Here is a 20,892-nt window from a genome sequence, read left to right on the forward strand (position 1 = left end):
GCCGCCCGGAGGCGGCTTTGACAAACGGCGCGAATCGGCCGGTCGCATCAAGCCGAGAAGCTCGATCCGCAGCCGCAGGTGCTGGTGGCGTTCGGGTTCTTGATCACGAACTGCGCGCCCTGGAGATCTTCCTTGTAGTCGATCTCGGCGCCGACGAGGTATTGATAGCTCATCGCGTCGATCAGGAGCGACACGCCGTTCTTGGTCATCGTCGTGTCGTCCTCGTTGGTGATTTCATCGAACGTGAAACCGTACTGGAAACCGGAGCAACCGCCACCCTGCACGAACACGCGCAGCTTGAGATCCGGATTGCCTTCCTCGGCGATCAGGTCGGCCACCTTGGCCGCCGCGCTGTCGGTGAAGACGATCGGGTCGGGCATCTGGGTTTGAACATTTTCTGCAACGGCACTCATCGAGAGAACTCCTGTGGGGCCGGTCGTGCGGCCGAATAAATGAATGCTACTTCAATCAGCAAAAAGCCGCCCGAAGGCGGCTTTTTTGACAACTCGGGCCGTAAGCCCAAAACGCTTTGGATTTAGCGCTTCGAGAACTGCTTGCGGCGGCGTGCGGAATGCAGGCCGACCTTCTTACGCTCGACTTCACGCGCATCGCGGGTGACGAAGCCAGCCTGGCTCAACACCGGCTTGAGCGACGCGTCGTAGTCGATCAGCGCGCGGGTGATGCCATGGCGCGTTGCGCCGGCCTGGCCCGACTCGCCGCCGCCTGCCACGTTGACCAGGATGTCGAAGGTTTCGACATTGTTGGTCAGGTAGAGGGGCTGCTTGGCGATCATGATCGAGGTTTCGCGGCCAAAGAAATCCTGGATGTCCTTGCCGTTCACCGTGATCTTGCCGGTGCCCTTCTTCAGAAACACGCGGGCGACGCTCGATTTGCGACGGCCGGTGCCATTGTTCCATTCACCAATCATTCTCAAGGCTCCTTACAGTTCCAGCACTTTGGGCTGTTGGGCGGTATGCGGGTGCTCTGCGCCACCGTACACCTTGAGTTTCTTGATCATCGCGTAACCGAGCGGGCCCTTGGGCAGCATGCCCTTGACGGCCTTTTCCAGGGCGCGGCCCGGGTGCTTGGCTTGCATGTCGCGGAAGCTGGTGGCCGTGATGCCGCCCGGGTAGCCCGAGTGGCGGTAGTACACCTTGTCAAGCGGCTTGGCGCCGGTGACACGCAGTTGCGATGCGTTGATGACGACGATGAAGTCGCCGGTATCGACGTGAGGCGTGTAAATGGCCTTGTGTTTGCCGCGCAGACGGAGAGCAACTTCGCTGGCTACTCGTCCGAGGACCTTGTCGGTCGCGTCAATCACAAACCACTCGTGCTTCACGTCAGCGGGCTTTGCGCTGAACGTAGACATGAGTTTCTCTTTCAAAAGAGGGTTTGGCGGGCCCTTTTCCACGGTCGGAATTCCTCTGTCGGGAGTCTCTTAGGTGGGTAAAAGTGCTTCGCCGCGGGGCCACTGGAGCGCTGCGAAGCCCGCCATTATACGAAAAACCGCACCGAGGCCGCAATTGGCGCGGTCCGAACGCGCCGGATGGTTACCATCGAGGCCTATGTTCAGCTACCGCCACGCATTCCACGCCGGCAACCACGCCGACGTGCTCAAGCACACGGTGCTGATTGCCACGCTCGACCACCTGCTCGAAAAGGACTCGGCGCTGACCGTCGTCGACACGCACGCCGGCGCCGGCCTCTACCGCCTCGACGGCGACTACGCCGGCACCAGCGGCGAGGCGGTCGATGGCGTGCTGCGGCTTTTTGCGGCCCCTGAAGCCGGCGCCCCGCTCGCCGATGCGCTCGCGCGCTACATGGAGGTGGTCCGGGATTTCAACGCCAAGGGCAACGTGCGGATATATCCCGGTTCGCCGTTCATCACGCATCACCTGCTTCGCGATCACGACAGGCTCAAGCTGTTCGAGCTCCACCCCACCGATGCCCGATCGCTCGACGCGAACATCGCCCAGCTCGATGCGGGACGGCAGATCGCCGTGCTGCGGGAGGACGGCTTCGGCAGCGCGACCAAATTCCTGCCGCCGCCCTCGCGCCGTGCGCTGGTGCTCTGCGATCCGAGCTACGAGATCAAGAGCGACTACGCACGCGTTCTCGAGTTCATCACGGGCGCGCTCAAGCGCTTCGCCACCGGGACGTACGCCGTCTGGTATCCGATCATCCCGCGGCCCGAGGCGCACGACCTGCCGCGCCGCCTCAAGACGCTCGCGACCAAGGCCGGCAAGCCGTGGCTGCATGCGACGCTGACGGTCAAGTCGAGCAAGATCGTCACGGATGCGTCCGGCGCCAGACACCGCCCCGGCCTGCCTGCGAGCGGCATGTTCCTCATCAACCCGCCCTACACGCTGAAGGCCCAGCTGGAGACCGCACTGCCCCAGATGGCGCAGCGGCTGGCGCAGGACCGCAACGCCGCCTTCTCGCTCGACAGCGGCGGCAACTGAAGAAACGCAAGGCGGCGCTTTCAGCGCCGCTTGCGAGGCGCGACCTTGCGCTTCGCCCGGGCCGGCGTTTCCGGCACGTCCTGGACCGGCGACTCGGCTTCGCCGACGGGGGTCCCCGCGCAGTTGTCCTCCTTGTCGACGACCGACAGGGCGACCTGTTTGATCCCGAGCCCCACCAGACCGATGGACTCGGCCGCGGCACGGCTCAGGTCGATGATCCGTCCCGCGGCGTAAGGCCCGCGGTCATTGATACGGACCAGCACCTCTCGGCCATTCACCAGACTGCGCACGCACACACGGGTGTTGAAGGGCAGCGTCCTGTGCGCAGCGGTGAAGTCGGTCATGTCGAACCGCTCGCCGCTGGCGGTCTTGCGCTGATGGAACTGGATGCCGTACCAGGACGCGCCGCCGCGCTCGAAGACCTCGCGGTTGGGGTCCTCCGGCTGCCCGTCATCCAGCTCGCCGGCGCCCGGCACCGCAAGGTCGTAGCGCAGCGAGGGCACGTGCGAGCGGGGCGGCGCACCCGGCGGCAACGACGGTTGCCTGACCAGCGGCCGGAGCCCGCCCTGCTTCACGCCACCCGAGCCATCGGTTGGCGTCGGTGTCGTCGAGCAGGCGGCGAGCAGCACCGCCACCGCAGCCGCTGCGACACACCTGGCGAGACGGGCGCCCGACCTCATGTGCTCCAGCCGAGGCGCTCCAGCACGCCCAGGGTCGCCGTCGACTGGTTCATCGTGTAGAAGTGCAGCGCCGGAGCGCCACCCTCGCGAAGCCGCTCGCACAGCGCGGACACCACGTCGAGCCCGAACGATTTGATCGACGCGGCGTCATCGCCGAAGCTCTGCAACCGCAGGCGAATCCAGCGCGGGATCTCCGCGCCGCAAGCGTCGGAGAAGCGCATGAGCTGCGTCGAACTGGTGATCGGCATGATGCCCGGCACGATGGGCGTGTCGATGCCCAGCGCGCGCGCTTCATCGACGAAGCGCCAGTACGCCTCGGGGCTGAAGAAGTACTGCGTGATGGCCGAATCCGCACCCGCGCGAACCTTGGCGGCGAAGGCCTGCAGATCGGCCTCGGGCGACTTCGCCTGCGGATGCACTTCGGGATAGCACGCGACCTCGATGTGGAAATCGCGTCCGGTCTCCGCGCGGATGAAGGCAACCAGGTCGCTCGCGTAGAGGAACTCGCCGCCGATGCCGTAGCCGCTCGGCAGGTCGCCGCGCAATGCCACCAGGCGCTTGACGCCCATCGCCTTGAGCTCGGCCAGTTGCGTGCGCACCGTCGCCTTCGTCGCACCGATGCACGAGAAATGGCTGGCGGCAGACACGCCTTCGGCGAGGATTTCGCTTACGGTACCGAAGGTGCCGTGGTGCGTGGAGCCGCCCGCGCCGTAGGTGACCGAGCAGAACTCGGGGCTCATCGCATAGAGCTGCTGCCGCACCGCGCGCAGCTTGGCCGCGCCTTCGGGCGTCTTGGGTGGAAAGAATTCAAAACTGAGCGGAAGGCGCACGGCCTACTCCTTGTCTTCTTGTTCGCCGGTCGCAAGAACGGCATGAATGAAAAACTCACGATTGCCATCGCCGCCCACGATGGGGCTGCCCTGCCAGTGCAGGACGCGCAGGCCCAGCGATGAACAGGCATCGCGCAACCGCCGCTCGACCACGCCGTAGAGTGCGGGATCGCGCACGATGCCGCCCTTGCCGATCTGCCCGGGCTGCAGTTCGAACTGCGGCTTGACGAGCATCAGCAGGTCGCCGCCAGGCTTCAGCAGCGGCGCCAGCGCCGGGAGGACGAGGGTCAGCGAAATGAAGGAGAGATCGCCGACGATCAGGTCGAAGGTCGAATCCTCCGGCGACCGCGACGCCCACGCATCGCGACCGAGCGATCGGGCATTGACGCCTTCGATCGCCGTCACGCGCGCGTCCGTCTGCAAGCGCGGATGCAACTGGCCGTGACCGACGTCGACGCCGATCACGTGCCCGGCACCGTGCTGCAGCAGGCAGTCGGTGAAGCCGCCGGTCGACTGCCCGACGTCGAGGCACCGCTTGCCTTTCGGATCGACGCCGGTGGAGGCCAGCGCACCTTCGAGCTTCAGGCCGCCGCGCGACACGTAGCGCGCCTCGGCCGCATCGAGCAGCTCGAGCTCGGCCGTCTCGGGCACCTCGTCGCCGTTCTTGGCGACGGTGCGCCAGTCGTCGCCCCGTCGCGCCAGCGCATTCCGCCCGCGATGAGGCGCACCGCCTGCGAGCGCGACGCGGCGAGACCGCGTTCGACGAGCAATTGATCGGCGCGCAAGGCGCTACGCCCGCCCCGCTCAGTAGCGGTAGGTGTCCGGCTTGTAAGGGCCGTTCTTGTTGACGCCGATGTAGGCCGCCTGCGCATCGGTGAGTTCGGTCAGCATGGCGCCGACCTTCTTCAGGTGCAGGCGCGCGACCTTCTCGTCGAGGTGCTTGGGCAGCACATAGACCTTGCCGGCCTTGTAGGCATCGGGCTTGGTGAAGAGCTCGATCTGCGCAATCGTCTGGTTCGCGAACGACGAGGACATCACGAAGCTCGGATGACCCGTGCCACAGCCGAGGTTCACCAGGCGGCCCTTGGCCAAGAGGATGATCTTCTTGCCGTCCGGGAAGGTGATGTGGTCGACCTGCGGCTTGATCTCTTCCCACTCGTACTTCTCGAGCGAGGCGACATCGATCTCGTTGTCGAAGTGGCCGATATTGCAGACGATCGCCTGGTCCTTCATCGCGGCCATGTGCTCGTGGCGGATCACGTCGCGGTTGCCGGTGGTGGTCACGAAGATGTCGGCCTTGTCGGCCGCGTATTCCATCGTCACGACCTTGTAGCCTTCCATCGCGGCCTGCAGCGCATTGATCGGGTCGATCTCGGTGACCCACACCTGCGCGCTCAGTGCGCGCAGCGCCTGCGCCGAGCCCTTGCCCACGTCGCCGTAGCCGGCCACGCAGGCGATCTTGCCGGCGACCATCACGTCGGTGGCGCGCTTGATGCCGTCCACCAGCGATTCGCGGCAGCCGTAGAGGTTGTCGAACTTGCTCTTGGTGACCGAGTCGTTGACATTGATCGCGCGGAACAGCAGCGTGCCCTTGGCGCTCATTTCGTTCAGGCGGTGCACGCCGGTGGTCGTTTCCTCGGTCACGCCGATGATCTCGGCCGACTTGCGGCTGTACCAGGTCGAATCGACCGCCAGCTTGGCCTTGATCGCGGCGTAAAGGATGCGCTCTTCCTCGCTCGTCGGGTTGGCGAGCACGCTCTGGTCCTTCTCGGCGCGCTGGCCCAGATGCATCAGCAGCGTGGCGTCGCCGCCGTCGTCCAGGATCATGTTCGGGCCTTCGCCGGCCGAGCCCTTGGCGCCGAAGTCGAAGATGCGGTGGGTGTAGTCCCAGTAGTCTTCGAGCGACTCGCCCTTGATCGCGAACACCGGCGTGCCATGGGCGGCGATGGCCGCAGCCGCATGATCTTGCGTCGAGAAGATGTTGCACGACGCCCATCGCACATTCGCGCCCAGGGCCTGCAGCGTTTCGATCAGCACCGCGGTCTGGATCGTCATGTGCAGCGAGCCGGTGATGCGCGCGCCCTTGAGCGGCTGGCTCTTGGCGAATTCCTCGCGGATGGCCATCAGGCCGGGCATTTCGGTTTCGGCAATGCGGATTTCCTTGCGGCCCCAGGCGGCGAGGGAAATGTCGGCGATCGCCTGATCGGCGGTGGATTTGAGAACGGCGCTCATGTCGGCTCCAAAACAAGTTTGAAAGATGCCACTGCGTTCGGGGAAGGACTCACCGCGAGACGAGCGGGTGAGCGTGGTTGCGATGTGGGTCCGAGCCTCACGCCTGCCGGCGCTGCAACGCTCCTCGGAAGCCGCGCATTTTAACGTTCCCGGCAAGGACCCGCCATCGAGCGCGCAAATGCCCTGGCAGCCCGCGCCTGGCTCGTCGAGGCGCCGCTCGGTAAAATTGCGGGCTTTGCCTTGCCGCCCGCGCCCGTGAGCGCCCTACGTTCACCCTTTGGCGTTCACTCCATGACCTTCGCTTCCGAAACCCGCCGACGCCGCACGTTCGCGATCATTTCCCACCCCGACGCGGGCAAGACCACGCTGACGGAAAAGCTGCTGCTGTTCTCCGGCGCGATCCAGATCGCCGGCTCGGTCAAGGCACGCAAGGCATCGCGGCATGCCACCTCGGACTGGATGGAAATCGAGAAGCAGCGCGGCATTTCGGTGGCGTCCTCGGTGATGCAGATGGCGTATCGCGACCACGTCATCAACCTCCTCGACACGCCCGGCCACAAGGACTTCTCCGAAGACACCTACCGCGTGCTCACCGCGGTCGACTCGGCGCTGATGGTGATCGACGCGGCCAACGGTGTCGAAGCGCAGACGCGCCGGCTGATCGAGGTCTGCCGCCAGCGCGACACGCCGATCCTCACCTTCGTCAACAAGATGGACCGCGAGGTCCGCGAGCCGCTCGAGCTGCTCGACGAGATCGAGCGCGAGCTCGGCATGCCCTGCGTGCCGATGACCTGGCCGGTGGGCCAGGGCAAGTCCTTCGGCGGCATCATCAACCTGCGCACGCAGGCGATGACGGTGTTCGAATCGGGCAGCGAGCGCTTGCCGCAGGACTTCGAGACCATCCCGCTGACCCACCGCGAACAGCTCCAGAAGCGCTTCGGCCACGAATTCGACGCCGCGATGGAGAGCATGGAGCTCGCCACCGGCGCTTCACCGGAATGGGATCGCGAGGCCTTCCTCGCCGGCAAGCAGACGCCGGTGTTCTTCGGCTCCGGCGTCAACAACTTCGGCGTCATGGAAGTGCTCGATGCGCTGGTCGACCCGGCGCCGCCGCCACAGCCGCGCGTGAGCACCACGCAGGTCAACCGCCAGCCGGTGACCAAGGAAATCCAGCCGGACGACAAGGACTTCGCCGGCGTCGTCTTCAAGGTGCAGGCCAACATGGACGCCAACCACCGCGACCGCATTGCCTTCGTGCGCATGGCCTCCGGCCGCTACACGCCGGGCATGAAGCTCAAGGTGCAGCGCACCGGCAAGGAGCTTCGGCCCACCAGCGTCGTGACCTTCATGAGCCAGCGCCGCGAGGCGGTCGAGGAGGCCTACGCGGGCGATATCGTCGGCTTCACCACGCACGGCGGCGTGCAGCTCGGCGACACGATCACCGATGGTGCGTCGCTGCAGTTCACTGGCCTGCCCTTCTTCGCGCCCGAGCTGTTCATGACGGTCATCCTCAAGAACCCGCTGCGCACCAAGCAGCTCCAGCAGGGCCTGGCGCAGCTCGGCGAGGAAGGCGCGATCCAGGTGTTCCGCCCCGAGATCGGCGGCCCGATGCTGCTGGGCGCGGTCGGCCAGCTGCAGTTCGAAGTCGTGCAGCACCGCCTCAAGACCGAATACGACGCGGACATCCGCCTCGAAGGCTGCCAGTACACCGGCGCACGCTGGATCACCGCCGACACGCCGGCGGAGCTGCGCACCTTCGTCGACGCCTATCCGCAGCGCATGGCGCGCGATGCGGCGGATACGCTGGCGTTTCTGTGCACCTCGCCCTACGACGTGCGGCTCGCGCAGGAACGCTTTCCGAAGATCCACTTCCATCCGCTGCGCGAACACGCGGGTCTGGCCTTGCAGTCCGCCGGCGGATGAGCACCGCAGGCGCTGCCGCCAACGGACGGCTGATGCGGCCCCTCGCGGACTGGCCGCTGCAGGCACGGCAGCGGCTGGTCGGCGTCTTCACCGACATCGACGACACGCTGACCACCGAAGGCGCGATCACGCCCGATGCGCTGGACGCCATGGCTGCATTGAAGGCGGCCGGCCTCCACGTCGTGGCGGTGACCGGCCGCCCCGTCGGCTGGAGCGAGCCCTTCGCGGCCGTCTGGCCGATCGATGCGATCGTGGCAGAGAACGGCGCGGTCGCGCTGGTGCCGACCGGCGACGGCCGCCTCGAGAAGCGCTACCAGCAGGACGCCGCGACGCGCGAACGCAATTTCGAGCGCATGCAGGCGGTGCTCGAGCGCATCGAGAAGAACATCCCCGGCGCGCGCCGCGCCACCGATTCGGCGGGCCGCGAATGCGACATCGCGATCGACCACAGCGAATTCACGACCCTCGATGACGACACGATCGCCGAGGTCGTCGCCGTGATGCGCAGCGAGGGCATGCACGCCACCGTCAGCAGCATCCACGTCAATGGCTGGTGGGGCGATCACAACAAGCTGGCCGGCGCGCGGTGGATCGTGCGGGAGCTCTGGGGGCGCCGTCTCGACGACGAAATGGACCGCTGGGCCTATGTCGGCGATTCGACCAACGACGCGCTGATGTTCGAGCACTTCGCGCACAGCATCGGCGTGGCCAATGTCCGCCGCTTCGAGAGCGCGCTGTCGCACCTCCCGCGCTACGTCTCGCAGCGCGAGCGCGGCGCGGGCTTCGCGGAAGCGGCCGCCGCCGTGCTCGCCGCGAAAAACCTCAGCGCACGCTGAAGGCCACGGTCTTCGCGCGCGCGATCACGTTGCCGGTGGCGGTGTTGCTCATGAGTTCGAGCCTGGCGCTGTAGTCGCCCTTCGGCGGATTCAGCCACAGCTCGGTCTGTCCGCCATCGAGGTCGATGACTTCAGCCTTCTGGCCCGCGCGGTCCAGCACGAGCCGGAAGTGGCCGGTGTCCGGCACCTTGGGTCCGGCGTGCGAGATGTTGAAGCCCGTCGCATGCATCTGCACGCGCAGCGGCGTCTGCACCGTCGCGTGGTCGGCCGGGCTCAGCACCTCGATGCGCGGCGGCCCCTGCAGGCTGGCCGCGGTCACGCCCTGGTTCTGCTTGCTCACCGTGAATTTCAGCGGCTTGCTGTAGACGAAGTACGGGATGTGTCCCTGGTCCGCCAGCACCAACCGCATCGTGTAGGTGCCGGGCGGCAGATTCACGACCGCCTCCATCTGGCCCTTGCCGAAGTGGATGTAGTGCTCGGTGAACGGCAGCGGCTTCGTGAAGTCGAGCGGCAGCGGCTGGTCGATCAACAGGTGGTGGTGGCCCGCCGTGCCCGCCGTCTTGCCCGCCGGAACGATTCCGCGCATCGACAGACCGAATCGCGCGACGAAAGGCGACTCCAGCGTGGCGCCGTCCTTGAGGTTGGTGAAGTAGGCCTCCGGCGACCAGTTCGGCGGCGGCACCACCCAGGGGTGCGTGACGCCTTCGACGCCCTCCGCGGGCGGCCCCGCCTGCGCGAAGGCGCTCACTGCCGCCAGCGAGACCAAGGCCAAAGACGCCCCCATGCCGGCTGCGCGGCGAATTCCATCGAACATGCGAACTCCTCCAGAAGTCGGCAAATTGTGTCATCGAGTTACTGATTTAGTTACAACCCGAGATGTCGCTCTGGAAATTCAGTCACACCATGACCGCTCGTCCCGGAACAATGTGCGCATGAACGTTGCGATACGAACACTGCGAGGCGACGAGATCCAGCTCGCGATCGATGCCGCGGCGCTTGAAGGCTGGAATCCGGGCCTGCACGATGCGCGCTGCTTCCATGCGGCCGATGCGGACGGCTTCCTCGTGGCCGAGCACGAAGGTCTGCCCGTCGGCTTCATCAGCGCGGTGTCGTACAGCGGGCGGTTCGGCTTCCTCGGCCTGTACATCGTCGCGCCGACGTGGCGCGGCCGGGGTATCGGCATGCAGCTCTGGAAGGCCGGCATGAAAAGGCTCAAGGGTCACGTCGTCGGTCTCGATGGCGTTCCCGCGCAGCAGGACAACTACCGGCGCAGCGGCTTCGAGCTGGCATGGAACAACGTGCGGTTCGCCGGCGTCGCGCGGGATGCGAGCGGCGTCAGGCCGGCGCAAATCGTTCCTCTCAGGGCGGTCGATTTCGACCTGCCGCGCGCCGACGATCGCCGCGTGTTTCCCGCGTCGCGCGAGGCCTTTCTCCGCAGCTGGATTTCGATGCCCGAATCCACCGGGCTCGCGTGGATGGACCAGGGCCGGCTCGCCGGATGGGGGTTGATCCGGCGCTGCCGGGAGGGCCGCAAGATCGGTCCGCTCGTGGCCGAAAACCCCGACGTCGCGAACGCACTTTTCGAGGCGCTTTGCGCGAGCGTGCCGGCCGGTGAGACGATCTACGTGGACATCCCGCTGCCCAACGCCGATGCGGTGACGCTGGCCGAAGCGCACGGCATGCAAAGCGTGTTCGAGACCGCCCGCATGTATGCAGGCCCGGCGCCAGCCTGCGAGTTGGAGCGGGTCTACGGCATCACGACCTTCGAGCTCGGCTGACGCCCAAAAAAGCCCCGCATCGCGAGGCTGCTCAATACCAGGGGTGCCGCAGATCCGGCTCCGCCGGCCTGCCGGCACCGCCCCCGGACGGGGGTTGGCGAAGCGACACGAAGTGCGCGCAGCCTGGGGGCGATCTAGTGTTGCAGGATCTTGTTGAGGAAGTCCTTGGTGCGCGGCTGACGGTTTTCGGGGTGTCCGAAGAACTCGTCCTTCGAGCAGTCCTCGAGGATGCGCCCGCCGACGTCGATGAAGATCACGCGGCTGGCGACCTTGCGCGCAAAGCCCATTTCGTGCGTGACGACCATCATCGTCATGCCTTCCTTGGCCAGCGACACCATCACGTCGAGCACTTCGCCGACCATCTCGGGGTCGAGCGCCGAGGTGGGCTCGTCGAACAGCATCACGATCGGGTCCATCGACAGCGCACGCGCGATCGCCACGCGCTGCTGCTGGCCGCCGGAGAGCTGGCCGGGGAACTTGTCCTTGTGCGCCATCAGGCCCACGCGGTCGAGCATCTTGAGGCCGCGGGTCTTGGCCTCGTCGAGGCTGCGGCCCAGCACCTTGACCTGTGCGATCGTGAGGTTCTCGGTCACCGACAGGTGCGGGAACAGCTCGAAGTGCTGGAACACCATGCCCACCTTCGAGCGCAGCTTCGGCAGGTCGGTCTTGGGGTCGTTGACGCGCACGCCGTTGACCGTGATGTCGCCCTTCTGGATCGGCTCCAGCGCATTCACGGTCTTGATGAGCGTGGACTTGCCCGAACCGGACGGCCCGCACACCACCACCACATCGCCCTTCGCAATGCTCACCGAGCAGTCGTTGAGCACCTGCACGGGCCCGTACCACTTGGAAACGTTCTTGATGTCGATCATGTTCTCAGCCATGACTTTCCCTTTCGGTGTTCAACGAATGATGGCGATCTTCTTGTGAAGACGCTTGACCAGGTACGAGAGCGCATAGCAGATGACGAAGTACACCACCGCCGCGAGCAGATAGGACTCGATGGGCCGGCCGAAATTCTTGCCGGCGGTCTCGAAGCCCTTGAGCAGGTCGTAGGCGCCGATGGCATACACCAGCGACGTGTCCTGGAACAGGATGATGGTCTGCGTGAGCAGCACCGGCAGCATGTTGCGGAAGGCCTGCGGCAGCACCACCAGCGTCATGTTCTGGGTGTAAGTCATGCCCATGGCCTGTCCCGCGAAGACCTGGCCGCGCGGGATCGACTGGATGCCCGCGCGCATGATCTCGCTGAAGTACGCGGCCTCGAACGCGATGAAGGTGACGATCGCCGACACCTCGGCGCCGATCGGCCGGCCGATGATGAACGGCACCAGCAGGAAGAACCATAGGATCACCATCACCAGCGGAATGCTCCGCATGCCGTTGACGTAGATGGCCGCGGGCGCGTCCAGCCACTTCTTGCCCGACAGGCGCATCAGCGCCAGCAGCGTTCCGAAGACCACGCCGCCGAGCGTCGCCACGACGGTGAGGAAGAGGCTGAAGTACAGCCCCTTCATCAGGAAGCCGGTGATGACGTCCCAGTTGTAGAAGGAGAAATCGAGATGCATGTCAGTGTCCTCCCCCGCCCGCGGAGGCAATGAAGCCGGGCACCCGTGTCTTCTTCTCGATGTAGGCCATGATGCGGTTGATCGCGAACGCCGAGATCACATAGAGCACGGTGACGGCGAGGTACATCTCCATCGGCCGCGCCGTCTCTTCACCAGCCTGCATCGCGAACTGCGTCATCTCGGCGATCGACACCGCGAAGGCCACGGAGGAGTTCTTGAAGATGTTCATCGATTCGCTGGTCAGCGGCGGAATGATGATCCGGTAGGCCATCGGCAGGATCACGTAGCGGTAGTACTGCGGGGTCGTGAAGCCCACCGCCATGCCCGCATAGCGCTGTCCGCGCGGCAGCGCCTGGATGCCGGAGCGCAACTGTTCGGCGATCCGCGCGGAGGTGAAGAAGCCCAGCGCCAGCACCACGAGGATGAACGGGGGCACGTCGCGCATCGACGGGAAGATCGCTGGCACCACGTGGTACCAGAGGAAGATCTGGACCAGGAGCGGGATGTTGCGGAACAGTTCGACCCAGGCATTGCCGAAGCGCACCCACAACGGGCTGTTCGGCAAGGTGCGGATGACCCCGATGACCGATCCGAGAACGAGCGCGATCACCAGTGCGGTCAGGGCCACCGAAATGGTCCAGCCCCAGGCCGACAGCAGCCATTGCCAATAGGTCGGGATCTTTCCTCCCGGATCCTGCAGTAAGACCTGCCAATCCCAATTCCCCATCGGGATCTCCTCAATCGTTGTTGGTTGATTGGATATCCGAAAACAAACGCCCGCCGCAAGGGCGGGCGTTTGCGTTTCAGGCCATGCCGATTACTTCTTGTTGAAGTCTTCCATCGGCCGGTTGTTGGGGTTCGCCCATGCGGCCTTGGTCGCTTCGGACATCGGCAGCCCGACCTTGGTGTTGGTCGGCGGGATCGGCTGCATGAACCACTTGTCGTAGAGCTTGGCCAGCGAGCCGTCGGCGATCTGGCGCTTGATGCTGTCGTCCACCGCCTTCAGGAAGGCCGGGTCGTCCTTGCGCACCATGCAGGCGATCGGCTCGATCGACAGCGGTTCGCCGACGATCTTGAAGCCGGCCGGGTTCTTCGACTTGGAGATGTTGCCTGCGAGGATCTGTCCATCCATCACGAAGGCGTCGGCACGGCCGGATTCGAGCAGCAGGAAGCTGTCGGCGTGGTCCTTGCCCATGACTTCCTTGAAGTCGATGCCTTGCGCGCGCTCGTTCTTGCGCAGCGTCTGCACGGAGGTCGTGCCGGTGGTGGTCGCAACGGTCTTGCCGTTGAGGTCCTTGATCGAGCTGATGCCGGAGTCGGCCTTGACGGCGATGCGCACTTCCTCGACGTAGGTGGTCACCGCGAAGGACACGTCCTTCTGGCGCGTCAGGTTGTTGGTGGTGGAGCCGCACTCGAGATCGACCGTGCCGTTCTGCACCAGCGGAATGCGGTTCTGCGAGGTCACCAGCTGGCGCTTGATGTCGAGCTTGGGCAGGCCGAGCTGCTTCTGGATGTCGGCCAGGATTCGCTCGGACATCTCGGTATGGAAGCCGACGTACTTGCCGTCGCCAATCGTGTAGGCCAATGCGCCGGACGAATCGCGAACACCCATGGTGACGCTGCCGCTCGCTTTGATCTTGGCGAGGGTGTCATTGGCCTGTGCAAACGCTGCGCTCGTGGCCAGCGCCAAGACGGCCAATGCCAATACCTGCTTCTTCATAGGGACTCCTGAGTGACTGAAAGGTAGGTCGGGATTCTAGACATTCACGTTCCGTGGAAAACCGGGACCAACCCGGTGCGAGACGCACCGGTGTCGGGCCGCATTCAGTGTGCAGGAGCGCCGCACTGGTGCGACCGACGCATGACGCTTGGCCCAGGCTCATCAAGCAGCCTTTGTGCCCGGTGTGCCGACCTGCGAAGTCGTCTCCCTGCACACCGGTCTGTGCGACAGCGAACTGCGCGAACTGTAAGCAAGACGGGTCGCGAGCGCCAATGCCGTATGCAACGCACGGCATGCGCCGGCTACATAGATTTGTGCAATGCACAAACGCGCGCAGGAGCGCGACAGCGGCGCTCAGCGTGCCGGCTGCGTCTGGACCAGATAGGCCCACAACGCTTCGACCGTGCCCTTGGTCTGCGCCGGCGCGGACTCGGCCTTGCCCGCGCGGCCCGCGCCCTTGGCCGACGCGGCCGGGCGCTCGCGGTACGCCCGGATCTCCATGGTCGCTTCCAGACGGTCGATCTCCGGCGGCAGTGCGCTCACGAGCGTGCGGGCGCGGACTTCCTTGCGCACCGCGCTCTGGGGCAGGAAGGCGATGCCGTGCCCTTCCAGCGCCATGACCTTGAGCCCCTCGGCCATGTCGGTTTCGTAGACGCGGTCCAGGTGGATGGCGGTGCCCGATTCCTTGAGCAACTGGTCGACCACGCGCCCGAGGTACGCCCCCGGCGCATAGCCGAGATAGGGCAGCGGCTGCCCTGCGCGGCCGGGCAGCCGGAAGCGCGGCGCACCGTCGGCATCGGGCTTGACCCAGGGCGCCACGACTTCCTCGCCGAGGCTCACCATCTCGTAGCGGTTGGCATCGAGCGGCAGCGGCTGCGAGGGATGGTGATACGCGATGAGCAGGTCGCAGCTGCCTTCCACCAGCCGCAGCACGGCATCGTGCACGTTGAGCGCGATGAGCCGGCTCTTCATCGGCCCGAACTGCTCGCGCAGGCTGGTCACCCATGAGGGGAAGAAGGTGAAGGCCAGCGTGTGCGGAACGGCGAACTCGATCACGTCCTGCGCCGCGGCCGAATGGCCCCGCAGCATGGCGCGCGTGCTTTGCAGCGCCTGGAGCATCTCGATGGCCTGCCCGTAGAGCGTCTGCCCCGCCGGCGTGAGGCGCGTCGGATAGGAGCTGCGGTCGACCAGGTCGGTGCCGGCCCATCCTTCGAGCGCCTGGATGCGCCGCGAAAAGGCCGGCTGCGTCACGTGACGCAACTGCGCCGATCGGCTGAAACTGCGCGTCTCGGCCAGGCTGACGAAGTCTTCAAGCCACTTGGTTTCCATGAAAGGCGATTATGCGAGCGCCGACTGCCCGCCTAAACCGGCGACACGACGCCACGGCCGGCGAAGTGCCCTTCGGCGTTCTCCATGAACCGGTTCACCGACGCCTGCGTCGCCTCGGGAGACCACCCGGCCATGTGCGGCGTCAGCAGCACGTTGTCGAGGGCGATCAACGGCTCGGGGCGCAGGGGCTCGCTCTCGTACACATCGAGCCCCGCGCCGGCGATGCGGCCCGAACGCAACGCGGCCGCGAGTGCCTCTGTGTCGACGACGCTGCCGCGCGAGATGTTCACCAGGTAGCCTTCCGGCCCGATCGCATCGAGCACCCTGGCGTTGACCAGATGCTGCGTGCCGGGGCCGCCCGGCGTCGCCACGACCAGCACATCGGCCCACTGGGCCAGCGCTTCCAGGCTGTCGAAATAGCGATGCGGCGCCCCTTCGCGCGGCTTGCGGTTGTGATAGCCGATGGCCATGTCGAAGCCCGCCGCGCGCTTGGCGATCTTCTGCCCGATGGTGCCGAGCCCGAGGATGCCCAGCTTCTTGCCCGAGACATTCGGCGGCTGCGGGATCTCCTCGCGCCAGACGCCTTCGCGGCATTGACGGTCGAGCGTGCGGATGCGCCGCACGATGCCGATCAGCAAGCCGAAGGCATGGTCCGCCACGCAGTCGTCGTTGGTTCCGGCGCCGTTCGCGACCACGATGCCGCGCGCACGCGCCGTCTCCAGGGCGATGCGTTCATAGCCCGCGCCCATCGCGCAGACGAGTTCGAGCTTCGGCATCGCCGCCATTTCTTCCGACGTCAGGCCGATGACGCCGATCGTCAGCACCGCACGGTACTTCGCGCCGTTGGCGGCAATGGCCGCCGCGCGCTCGGCCGGCGTGGGGGCGTAGGTCATGTCGTAGACCGCTGCGACCCGCGCCTGGTGCGCACTCGAAAGACTGTTCAACACCAAAAGGGGAATCTTCCCGGACATTCAGGCAACTCCTCAAGCGAAATCAAAGCACGGGCTCGGCCTCGAGCTTCTGCAATCTCCACATCTGCGCGTACTTGCCCTGGCTGGCGAGCAGCTCGGCATGCGTGCCGCGCTCGACGATCACGCCGCTTTCGAGCACGAGGATCTCGTGCGCATCGACCACCGTCGAGAGGCGGTGCGCGATCACCAGCGTGGTCTTGTTGCGCGCCGCACTCTTGAGTTCGGCCTGGATCGCGCGCTCGTTGGCGGAATCCAGCGCCGAAGTCGCCTCGTCGAAGATCACGATCGGCGGGTTCTTCAGCAGCGTGCGCGCGATCGCCACGCGCTGCTTCTCGCCGCCGGAGAGCTTCAGCCCGCGCTCGCCGACCATCGTCTCGTAGCCCTTGGGCGTGTGCGCGATGAAGTCGTGGATCCGCGCGGCGCGCGCGGCCTCTTCGACCTCGGCGCGGCTGGCACCGGGGCGTCCGTAGGCGATGTTGAACTCGATGGTGTCGTTGAAGAGCACCGTGTCCTGCGGCACGATGCCGATTGCCTGCCGCACGCTCGCCTGCGTCACGCCGCGGACATCTTCGCCGCCGATGGTGATGCGGCCCTGCTGGACGTCATAGAAGCGATAGAGCAGCCGCGCCAGGGTGGACTTGCCCGAGCCCGACGGCCCGACGACCGCGACCGTCTTGCCGGGGGGATCTCGAAGCTCACGTTCTTGAGGATCGGCCGCGCGGCCTCGTAGGCGAAGTTCACGTTCTCGAAGCGCACCGTCGAATCCATGCCCGCCAGCGGCCGGGCGCCCGGCGCGTCGCGCACCTCGCGCTCCTTCTCGAGCAGCAGGAACATCTTGTCGAGGTCGGTCAGGCTCTGCTTGATCTCGCGGTAGATCACGCCGAGGAAGTTCAGCGGGATGTAGAGCTGGATCATGAAGGCGTTGACCATCACGAGATCACCCAGCGTCATGCGCCCGTCGACCACGCCCTGCGTCGCGCGGTAGAGCATTGCCACGAGGCTGATCGCGATGATGACTTGCTGGCCCGCGTTGAGCAGGCTCAGCGTGGTCTGGCTCTTGACGGCGGCACGGCGGTAGCGCTCCAGGCTCGCGTCGTAGCGGCCGGCCTCGAAGTCCTCGTTGTTGAAGTACTTGACCGTCTCGTAGTTGAGCAGCGAATCGACAGCGCGGCTCTGCGCCATCGTGTCGAGTTCGTTCATCGTCCTGCGGAACTGGGTGCGCCACTCGGTCACCGTCACGGTGAAGGTGATGTAGAACACCAGCGCAGCCAGCGTGATCCAGACGAAGAGCGCGTCGAACTTCACGCCGAGCACGGTGAGCACCAGCGTCAGCTCGATGATCGTCGGCACGATGCTGTAGAGCGACATCGAGATCAACGAATGCACGCCGCGCGTGCCGCGCTCGATGTCGCGGGTCATGCCGCCCGTCTGGCGCTCCAGGTGGAAGCGCAGGCTCAGCGAATGCAGATGCCGGAACACCTCCAGCGAAATGCGGCGCGCAGCGCCCTCGGTGGCCTTGGCGAAGACCAGCTCGCGCAACTCGTTGAATACCGAAGTGGACAGCCGCAGCAGCCCATAGGCCAGCAGCAGACCGAACGGCACCACCAGTAGCGACGCCGCGCTGCCTGGCTTGATCGACATGGCATCGACCAGGTTCTTGAGCAGGACCGGCACGCCGACATTCGCGACCTTGGCGCCGACCATGAAGGCCAGCGCCGCGAGCACGCGCCACTTGTACTGCCAGAGGTAGGGAAACAGCCGGCGCAGCGTCGCCCAGTCGGAGCGGTCGCTCCGCACAGGCTCATTGGCCGACACGTGATGAGGAGGTGAAATGGCTTCGCCGCCGCGGCGCATGGGAGACAATCGTGGATGTTTGTTTCACCCGATTGTGCCCATGTCCGCTTCTCCCAGTGCCAACGTGGCCGCCATCCTCAAGAGCCTGCCGGCCGACATGGAACTGGTGCTCAAGGTCATCCCGATGCCGGCGGACTGCAACGCCAACGGCGACATCTTCGGCGGTTGGGTCATGGCGCAGTGCGACCTGGCCGGTTCCGTCATCCCTGCACGCTACGCCAAGGGGCGCATGGCGACGGTCGCGGTCAATGAGTTCGTCTTCAAGCAACCGGTACGGCTGGGCGACATCCTGTCGTTCTACTCGAAGCTCGTGAAGATCGGGCGCACCTCGATCACGGTCACGGTCGAGGTCTTCGCCGAGCGCTTCCGGGCGCAGGGCGAGTACATCAAGGTGACCGAAGCCACCTTCACCTACGTCGCCATCGACGACAACGGGCGCCCCAGACCGATATCAGGCTAACCCCCAGGCTGCGCGCACTGCGTGTCGCTTCGCCCTCCCCTTGCAGGGGCGCTGCCAGCGGCCCGGCAAAGCCGGTTCCGCGGCAGCACTTGAATGGGCGCCGGATCAAACCTTCGAAAAGTCCGGCTTGCGCTTTTCCATGAAGGCGGTGAAGGCCTCGCGGGCGGCCGGTTCGCGCAGCATGCGGCCGAAGCTCTGGCCTTCCTCGCCCATGCGTTCCAGCACGGCGGATTGCTGGGTCTTCTTCATCAGGCGCTTGGTCTCCACCAACGCGCTCAGCGGCTTGGCCGCCAGCTTGCGCGCCTGCGCCTGGGCGATCGCATTGCACTCGGTCGGCGGCACCACGCGGTTGACGAAGCCGATTTCCAGCGCCGCTTCGGCCATGAAAGGGTCACCCAGCAGCAGCGCCTCGGCGGCACGGTGATAGCCGAACATCTGCGGCACCAAGAGGCTCGAAGCCGCCTCGGGGCACAGGCCGAGGTTCACGAAGGGCATCGAGAACGCCGCGTTGTCGCCCGCATAGACAAGATCGCAATGGAACAGCAGCGTGGTGCCGATGCCCACCGCGGGGCCGCAGACCGCGGCGACGACTGGCTTCGGAAAGGCCGCAATACCGCGCAAGAAGCGGAACACCGGCGATGCCTCGGTGGAGGGCGGCGCGTTGAGGAAGTCGCCGATGTCGTTGCCGGCGCTGAAGATGGTCGCGTCGCCCTGGATCAGCACGGTGCGCACCGCGCTGTCCTGCTCGGCCTTCGCGAGCGCGTCGGCGAGCTCGGCGTACATCGCGCTGGTGATCGAATTCTTCTTGTCGAGACGGTTGAAGGTGATGGTCATCACACCGGCTTCGGTGTGGACGAGGATGTCGCTCATGGTGAGTCCTTGAAAAAAGCGCGATCAGGCGTCGAGCGCCTCGCGCACGAAATCGAGCCGGTCCTGGCCCCAGAACATCTGCTGGCCGACGAACATGGTGGGGGCACCGAACACGCCGCGCTCCACCGCTTCCTGCGTGACCGCCTTGAGGCGGTCCTTCACGTCCTGGGCATTGGCCAGGCCGAGCATTTTCGCGGCATCGAAGCCGGCTTCCTGCAGCACTGCCTCGACCGTCGCGGGATCGTTCAGGTTGCGCGGCAGGGCCCACATGGCACGGTACATCGCATCGACGTAGGCGGCGAAGCGCTCGGGCTCGTGCATCTGCATGCCGGTCGCGCCGCGCATCAGCAGCAGCGTGTTGACCGGGAAATGCGGATTGAAGCTGAACGGCACACCGTAGCGCCGCGCGAAGCGCGCCAGGTCCTGCATCATGTACGGCCCCTTGGCCCGGATCGTCGCCGGCGAGTGGTTGCCGGTGGCCTGGAACACGCCCCCGAGAAGCATCGGCTTCCACACCAGTTCGGCACCGGCTTCGGCACAAAGGCGCGGCAGTTGCGTGGCCGCCAGATACGAAGCAGGACTGCCGAAGTCGAAGTAGAACTCGACCGATTTCGTCATTCGTGTCTCCTCAGAACTTTTCCGTCCACGGGCGCAGGTCGAGCTCGTGGGTCCAGGCATCGCGCGGCTGCGAATGCAGCATCCAGTAGGCATCGGCGATGTGCTCAGGGTTGAGGATGCCATCCTGCGCTTTCAATGCATAGCGCTCGGGGAAGTTGGTGCGGATGAACTCGGTGTCGATCGCGCCGTCGATGATCGAGTGCGCGACGTGGATGCCGCGCGGGCCGAGTTCGCGCGCCATGCTCTGCGCCAGCGCGCGCAAGGCCATCTTCGCGCCGGAGAACGCGCCGAAGTTTGCGCCGCCGCGCAGCGACGCGGTCGCGCCGGTGAAGATGATGGTGCCGCGCTGCGCGCCCTCCGGCAGCTCCCGGGCGACCATGCGCTTGGCAACCTCGCGGCCATTCAGGAAGCCGGAGAAGCAGGCCATCTCCCACACCTTGAAGTACTTGCGCGCGGTTTCGGTAAGGATGCTCTCCGGCACGTTGGCGCCGATGTTGAACACCAGCACCTCGATGGGGCCGACGGTGGACTCGATACGCTCGACGAGCGCGACGACCTCCTCTTCCTTGCGTGCATCGCTGGCGAAGGCATGTGCCCTGCCCCCTCCGCTTCGATCTGCGCCACCAGCGGCTGGAGCTTCTCGAGGCTGCGGCGCGTGACGCAGGTGGCATAGCCCTCGCGCGCGAACCGCCGGGCGATCGCGCCGCCGGTCGCGTCGCCGGCGCCGACGATCAGTGCGGCCTTGGTGGATGCCATGAAGC

At 65.8% G+C, this 20,892-nt stretch carries 20 protein-coding genes, 3 pseudogenes and 1 riboswitch; of the genes and pseudogenes, 5 read left to right on the top strand and 18 right to left on the bottom strand.

Going from position 1 to position 20,892, the window contains the following annotated elements; all coding sequences use genetic code 11:
* Nucleotides 1-47: 47 nt before the first annotated feature.
* The 3 genes from erpA to rplM all read right to left on the bottom strand — a co-directional run bounded on the left by erpA (nucleotide 48) and on the right by rplM (nucleotide 1,369).
* A complete protein-coding gene (gene erpA / locus ACQ858_RS18395; protein ID WP_088955204.1) occupies nucleotides 48-413 on the bottom strand; it encodes an iron-sulfur cluster insertion protein ErpA in 366 nt (121 codons plus the stop codon).
* Between the two features lie 122 nt (nucleotides 414-535).
* Nucleotides 536-928 (bottom strand): 30S ribosomal protein S9, encoded by a 393-nt coding sequence (rpsI, locus tag ACQ858_RS18400; RefSeq protein WP_088955203.1) that lies wholly within the window; start codon nucleotides 926-928, stop codon nucleotides 536-538.
* 12 nt (nucleotides 929-940) lie between these two features.
* Nucleotides 941-1,369, bottom strand: coding sequence for a 50S ribosomal protein L13 (gene rplM / locus ACQ858_RS18405; protein WP_431274039.1), 429 nt, complete (start codon nucleotides 1,367-1,369; stop codon nucleotides 941-943).
* A gap of 196 nt (nucleotides 1,370-1,565) precedes the next feature.
* Between rplM and ACQ858_RS18410 the strand changes: the two genes are divergently transcribed.
* On the top strand, nucleotides 1,566-2,462 hold the full coding sequence (locus ACQ858_RS18410; RefSeq protein WP_431274040.1) for a 23S rRNA (adenine(2030)-N(6))-methyltransferase RlmJ: 897 nt from the start codon (nucleotides 1,566-1,568) through the stop codon (nucleotides 2,460-2,462).
* A gap of 20 nt (nucleotides 2,463-2,482) precedes the next feature.
* On the opposite strand, the gene ACQ858_RS18415 is transcribed toward ACQ858_RS18410, so the two are convergent.
* The 4 genes and pseudogenes from ACQ858_RS18415 to ahcY all read right to left on the bottom strand — a co-directional run bounded on the left by ACQ858_RS18415 (nucleotide 2,483) and on the right by ahcY (nucleotide 6,204).
* Nucleotides 2,483-3,142 carry a septal ring lytic transglycosylase RlpA family protein gene (locus tag ACQ858_RS18415; protein WP_431274041.1) on the bottom strand — a complete coding sequence of 220 codons (660 nt, stop codon included), beginning with the start codon at nucleotides 3,140-3,142 and terminating at the stop codon, nucleotides 2,483-2,485.
* Nucleotides 3,139-3,972: a methylenetetrahydrofolate reductase [NAD(P)H] gene (gene metF, locus ACQ858_RS18420; protein ID WP_431274042.1), complete on the bottom strand. Its 834-nt coding sequence runs from the start codon at nucleotides 3,970-3,972 to the stop codon at nucleotides 3,139-3,141. Before metF ends, ACQ858_RS18415 begins: the two co-directional genes overlap by 4 nt.
* Nucleotides 3,973-3,975: 3 nt before the next feature.
* Nucleotides 3,976-4,757: pseudogene (locus ACQ858_RS18425) on the bottom strand (TlyA family RNA methyltransferase).
* 19 nt (nucleotides 4,758-4,776) lie between these two features.
* The gene (ahcY, locus tag ACQ858_RS18430) at nucleotides 4,777-6,204 is read right to left on the bottom strand and encodes an adenosylhomocysteinase (protein ID WP_431274043.1); all 1,428 of its coding nucleotides are present in this window, start codon (nucleotides 6,202-6,204) and stop codon (nucleotides 4,777-4,779) included.
* Between the two features lie 62 nt (nucleotides 6,205-6,266).
* A riboswitch (S-adenosyl-L-homocysteine riboswitch) is annotated at nucleotides 6,267-6,336 on the bottom strand.
* A 159-nt stretch (nucleotides 6,337-6,495) separates the two neighbouring features.
* On the opposite strand from ahcY, the gene ACQ858_RS18435 reads away from it, so the two are divergent.
* The gene (locus ACQ858_RS18435; RefSeq protein ID WP_431274044.1) at nucleotides 6,496-8,127 is read left to right on the top strand and encodes a peptide chain release factor 3; all 1,632 of its coding nucleotides are present in this window, start codon (nucleotides 6,496-6,498) and stop codon (nucleotides 8,125-8,127) included.
* Between the two features lie 32 nt (nucleotides 8,128-8,159).
* Nucleotides 8,160-8,963, top strand: a complete 804-nt coding sequence (locus tag ACQ858_RS18440) for an HAD family hydrolase (RefSeq protein WP_431276896.1) — start codon at nucleotides 8,160-8,162, stop codon at nucleotides 8,961-8,963.
* On the opposite strand, the gene ACQ858_RS18445 is transcribed toward ACQ858_RS18440, so the two are convergent.
* A complete protein-coding gene (locus ACQ858_RS18445; RefSeq protein ID WP_431274045.1) occupies nucleotides 8,950-9,777 on the bottom strand; it encodes a DUF4399 domain-containing protein in 828 nt (275 codons plus the stop codon). The two genes, ACQ858_RS18440 and ACQ858_RS18445, sit on opposite strands and share 14 nt — an antisense overlap.
* A 118-nt stretch (nucleotides 9,778-9,895) precedes the next feature.
* On the opposite strand from ACQ858_RS18445, the gene ACQ858_RS18450 reads away from it, so the two are divergent.
* Nucleotides 9,896-10,741, top strand: a complete 846-nt coding sequence (locus tag ACQ858_RS18450) for a GNAT family N-acetyltransferase (RefSeq protein WP_431274046.1) — start codon at nucleotides 9,896-9,898, stop codon at nucleotides 10,739-10,741.
* Between the two features lie 134 nt (nucleotides 10,742-10,875).
* Here ACQ858_RS18450 and ACQ858_RS18455 read toward each other — a convergent pair whose 3' ends face one another.
* The 7 genes and pseudogenes from ACQ858_RS18455 to ACQ858_RS18485 all read right to left on the bottom strand — a co-directional run bounded on the left by ACQ858_RS18455 (nucleotide 10,876) and on the right by ACQ858_RS18485 (nucleotide 18,183).
* Nucleotides 10,876-11,613 carry an amino acid ABC transporter ATP-binding protein gene (locus ACQ858_RS18455; RefSeq protein ID WP_431276897.1) on the bottom strand — a complete coding sequence of 246 codons (738 nt, stop codon included), beginning with the start codon at nucleotides 11,611-11,613 and terminating at the stop codon, nucleotides 10,876-10,878.
* A gap of 30 nt (nucleotides 11,614-11,643) precedes the next feature.
* On the bottom strand, nucleotides 11,644-12,309 hold the full coding sequence (locus ACQ858_RS18460; protein ID WP_431274047.1) for an amino acid ABC transporter permease: 666 nt from the start codon (nucleotides 12,307-12,309) through the stop codon (nucleotides 11,644-11,646).
* 1 nt (nucleotide 12,310) lies between these two features.
* Complete coding sequence (locus ACQ858_RS18465; RefSeq protein WP_431274048.1) at nucleotides 12,311-13,036, bottom strand: amino acid ABC transporter permease; 726 nt, start codon at nucleotides 13,034-13,036, stop codon at nucleotides 12,311-12,313.
* Between the two features lie 90 nt (nucleotides 13,037-13,126).
* Complete coding sequence (locus ACQ858_RS18470; RefSeq protein WP_431274049.1) at nucleotides 13,127-14,029, bottom strand: transporter substrate-binding domain-containing protein; 903 nt, start codon at nucleotides 14,027-14,029, stop codon at nucleotides 13,127-13,129.
* 354 nt (nucleotides 14,030-14,383) lie between these two features.
* Complete coding sequence (locus ACQ858_RS18475) at nucleotides 14,384-15,358, bottom strand: LysR substrate-binding domain-containing protein (protein ID WP_431274050.1); 975 nt, start codon at nucleotides 15,356-15,358, stop codon at nucleotides 14,384-14,386.
* Nucleotides 15,359-15,390: 32 nt separating this feature from the next.
* Nucleotides 15,391-16,329 (bottom strand): 2-hydroxyacid dehydrogenase, encoded by a 939-nt coding sequence (locus ACQ858_RS18480; protein ID WP_431274051.1) that lies wholly within the window; start codon nucleotides 16,327-16,329, stop codon nucleotides 15,391-15,393.
* Between the two features lie 22 nt (nucleotides 16,330-16,351).
* Nucleotides 16,352-18,183 (bottom strand): annotated as a pseudogene (locus ACQ858_RS18485) (ABCB family ABC transporter ATP-binding protein/permease).
* Nucleotides 18,184-18,223: 40 nt separating this feature from the next.
* Between ACQ858_RS18485 and ACQ858_RS18490 the strand changes: the two are divergent.
* Nucleotides 18,224-18,643, top strand: a complete 420-nt coding sequence (locus ACQ858_RS18490) for an acyl-CoA thioesterase (RefSeq protein ID WP_431274052.1) — start codon at nucleotides 18,224-18,226, stop codon at nucleotides 18,641-18,643.
* 105 nt (nucleotides 18,644-18,748) lie between these two features.
* On the opposite strand, the gene ACQ858_RS18495 is transcribed toward ACQ858_RS18490, so the two are convergent.
* The 3 genes and pseudogenes from ACQ858_RS18495 to ACQ858_RS18505 all read right to left on the bottom strand — a co-directional run bounded on the left by ACQ858_RS18495 (nucleotide 18,749) and on the right by ACQ858_RS18505 (nucleotide 20,887).
* Nucleotides 18,749-19,513, bottom strand: a complete 765-nt coding sequence (locus ACQ858_RS18495) for an enoyl-CoA hydratase (RefSeq protein ID WP_431274053.1) — start codon at nucleotides 19,511-19,513, stop codon at nucleotides 18,749-18,751.
* Between the two features lie 24 nt (nucleotides 19,514-19,537).
* Nucleotides 19,538-20,131, bottom strand: a complete 594-nt coding sequence (locus ACQ858_RS18500; RefSeq protein ID WP_431274054.1) for a 2-hydroxychromene-2-carboxylate isomerase — start codon at nucleotides 20,129-20,131, stop codon at nucleotides 19,538-19,540.
* A 10-nt stretch (nucleotides 20,132-20,141) separates the two neighbouring features.
* Nucleotides 20,142-20,887 (bottom strand): annotated as a pseudogene (locus tag ACQ858_RS18505) (SDR family oxidoreductase).
* Between the last annotated feature and the right edge of the window lie 5 nt (nucleotides 20,888-20,892).

The organism is Variovorax ureilyticus (assembly GCF_050632185.1).
Lineage (GTDB): Bacteria > Pseudomonadota > Gammaproteobacteria > Burkholderiales > Burkholderiaceae_C > Variovorax > Variovorax ureilyticus_A.

Coding starts and splice junctions, on each gene's coding strand:
- erpA (WP_088955204.1), bottom strand. CDS start 413: ATGAGTGCCGTTGCAGAAAATGTTCAAACCCAGATGCCCGACCCGATC.
- rpsI (WP_088955203.1), bottom strand. CDS start 928: ATGATTGGTGAATGGAACAATGGCACCGGCCGTCGCAAATCGAGCGTC.
- rplM (WP_431274039.1), bottom strand. CDS start 1,369: ATGTCTACGTTCAGCGCAAAGCCCGCTGACGTGAAGCACGAGTGGTTT.
- ACQ858_RS18410 (WP_431274040.1), top strand. CDS start 1,566: ATGTTCAGCTACCGCCACGCATTCCACGCCGGCAACCACGCCGACGTG.
- ACQ858_RS18415 (WP_431274041.1), bottom strand. CDS start 3,142: ATGAGGTCGGGCGCCCGTCTCGCCAGGTGTGTCGCAGCGGCTGCGGTG.
- ahcY (WP_431274043.1), bottom strand. CDS start 6,204: ATGAGCGCCGTTCTCAAATCCACCGCCGATCAGGCGATCGCCGACATT.
- ACQ858_RS18435 (WP_431274044.1), top strand. CDS start 6,496: ATGACCTTCGCTTCCGAAACCCGCCGACGCCGCACGTTCGCGATCATT.
- ACQ858_RS18440 (WP_431276896.1), top strand. CDS start 8,160: ATGCGGCCCCTCGCGGACTGGCCGCTGCAGGCACGGCAGCGGCTGGTC.
- ACQ858_RS18445 (WP_431274045.1), bottom strand. CDS start 9,777: ATGTTCGATGGAATTCGCCGCGCAGCCGGCATGGGGGCGTCTTTGGCC.
- ACQ858_RS18450 (WP_431274046.1), top strand. CDS start 9,896: ATGAACGTTGCGATACGAACACTGCGAGGCGACGAGATCCAGCTCGCG.
- ACQ858_RS18455 (WP_431276897.1), bottom strand. CDS start 11,613: ATGATCGACATCAAGAACGTTTCCAAGTGGTACGGGCCCGTGCAGGTG.
- ACQ858_RS18460 (WP_431274047.1), bottom strand. CDS start 12,309: ATGCATCTCGATTTCTCCTTCTACAACTGGGACGTCATCACCGGCTTC.
- ACQ858_RS18465 (WP_431274048.1), bottom strand. CDS start 13,036: ATGGGGAATTGGGATTGGCAGGTCTTACTGCAGGATCCGGGAGGAAAG.
- ACQ858_RS18470 (WP_431274049.1), bottom strand. CDS start 14,029: ATGAAGAAGCAGGTATTGGCATTGGCCGTCTTGGCGCTGGCCACGAGC.
- ACQ858_RS18475 (WP_431274050.1), bottom strand. CDS start 15,358: ATGGAAACCAAGTGGCTTGAAGACTTCGTCAGCCTGGCCGAGACGCGC.
- ACQ858_RS18480 (WP_431274051.1), bottom strand. CDS start 16,329: ATGTCCGGGAAGATTCCCCTTTTGGTGTTGAACAGTCTTTCGAGTGCG.
- ACQ858_RS18490 (WP_431274052.1), top strand. CDS start 18,224: ATGTCCGCTTCTCCCAGTGCCAACGTGGCCGCCATCCTCAAGAGCCTG.
- ACQ858_RS18495 (WP_431274053.1), bottom strand. CDS start 19,513: ATGAGCGACATCCTCGTCCACACCGAAGCCGGTGTGATGACCATCACC.
- ACQ858_RS18500 (WP_431274054.1), bottom strand. CDS start 20,131: ATGACGAAATCGGTCGAGTTCTACTTCGACTTCGGCAGTCCTGCTTCG.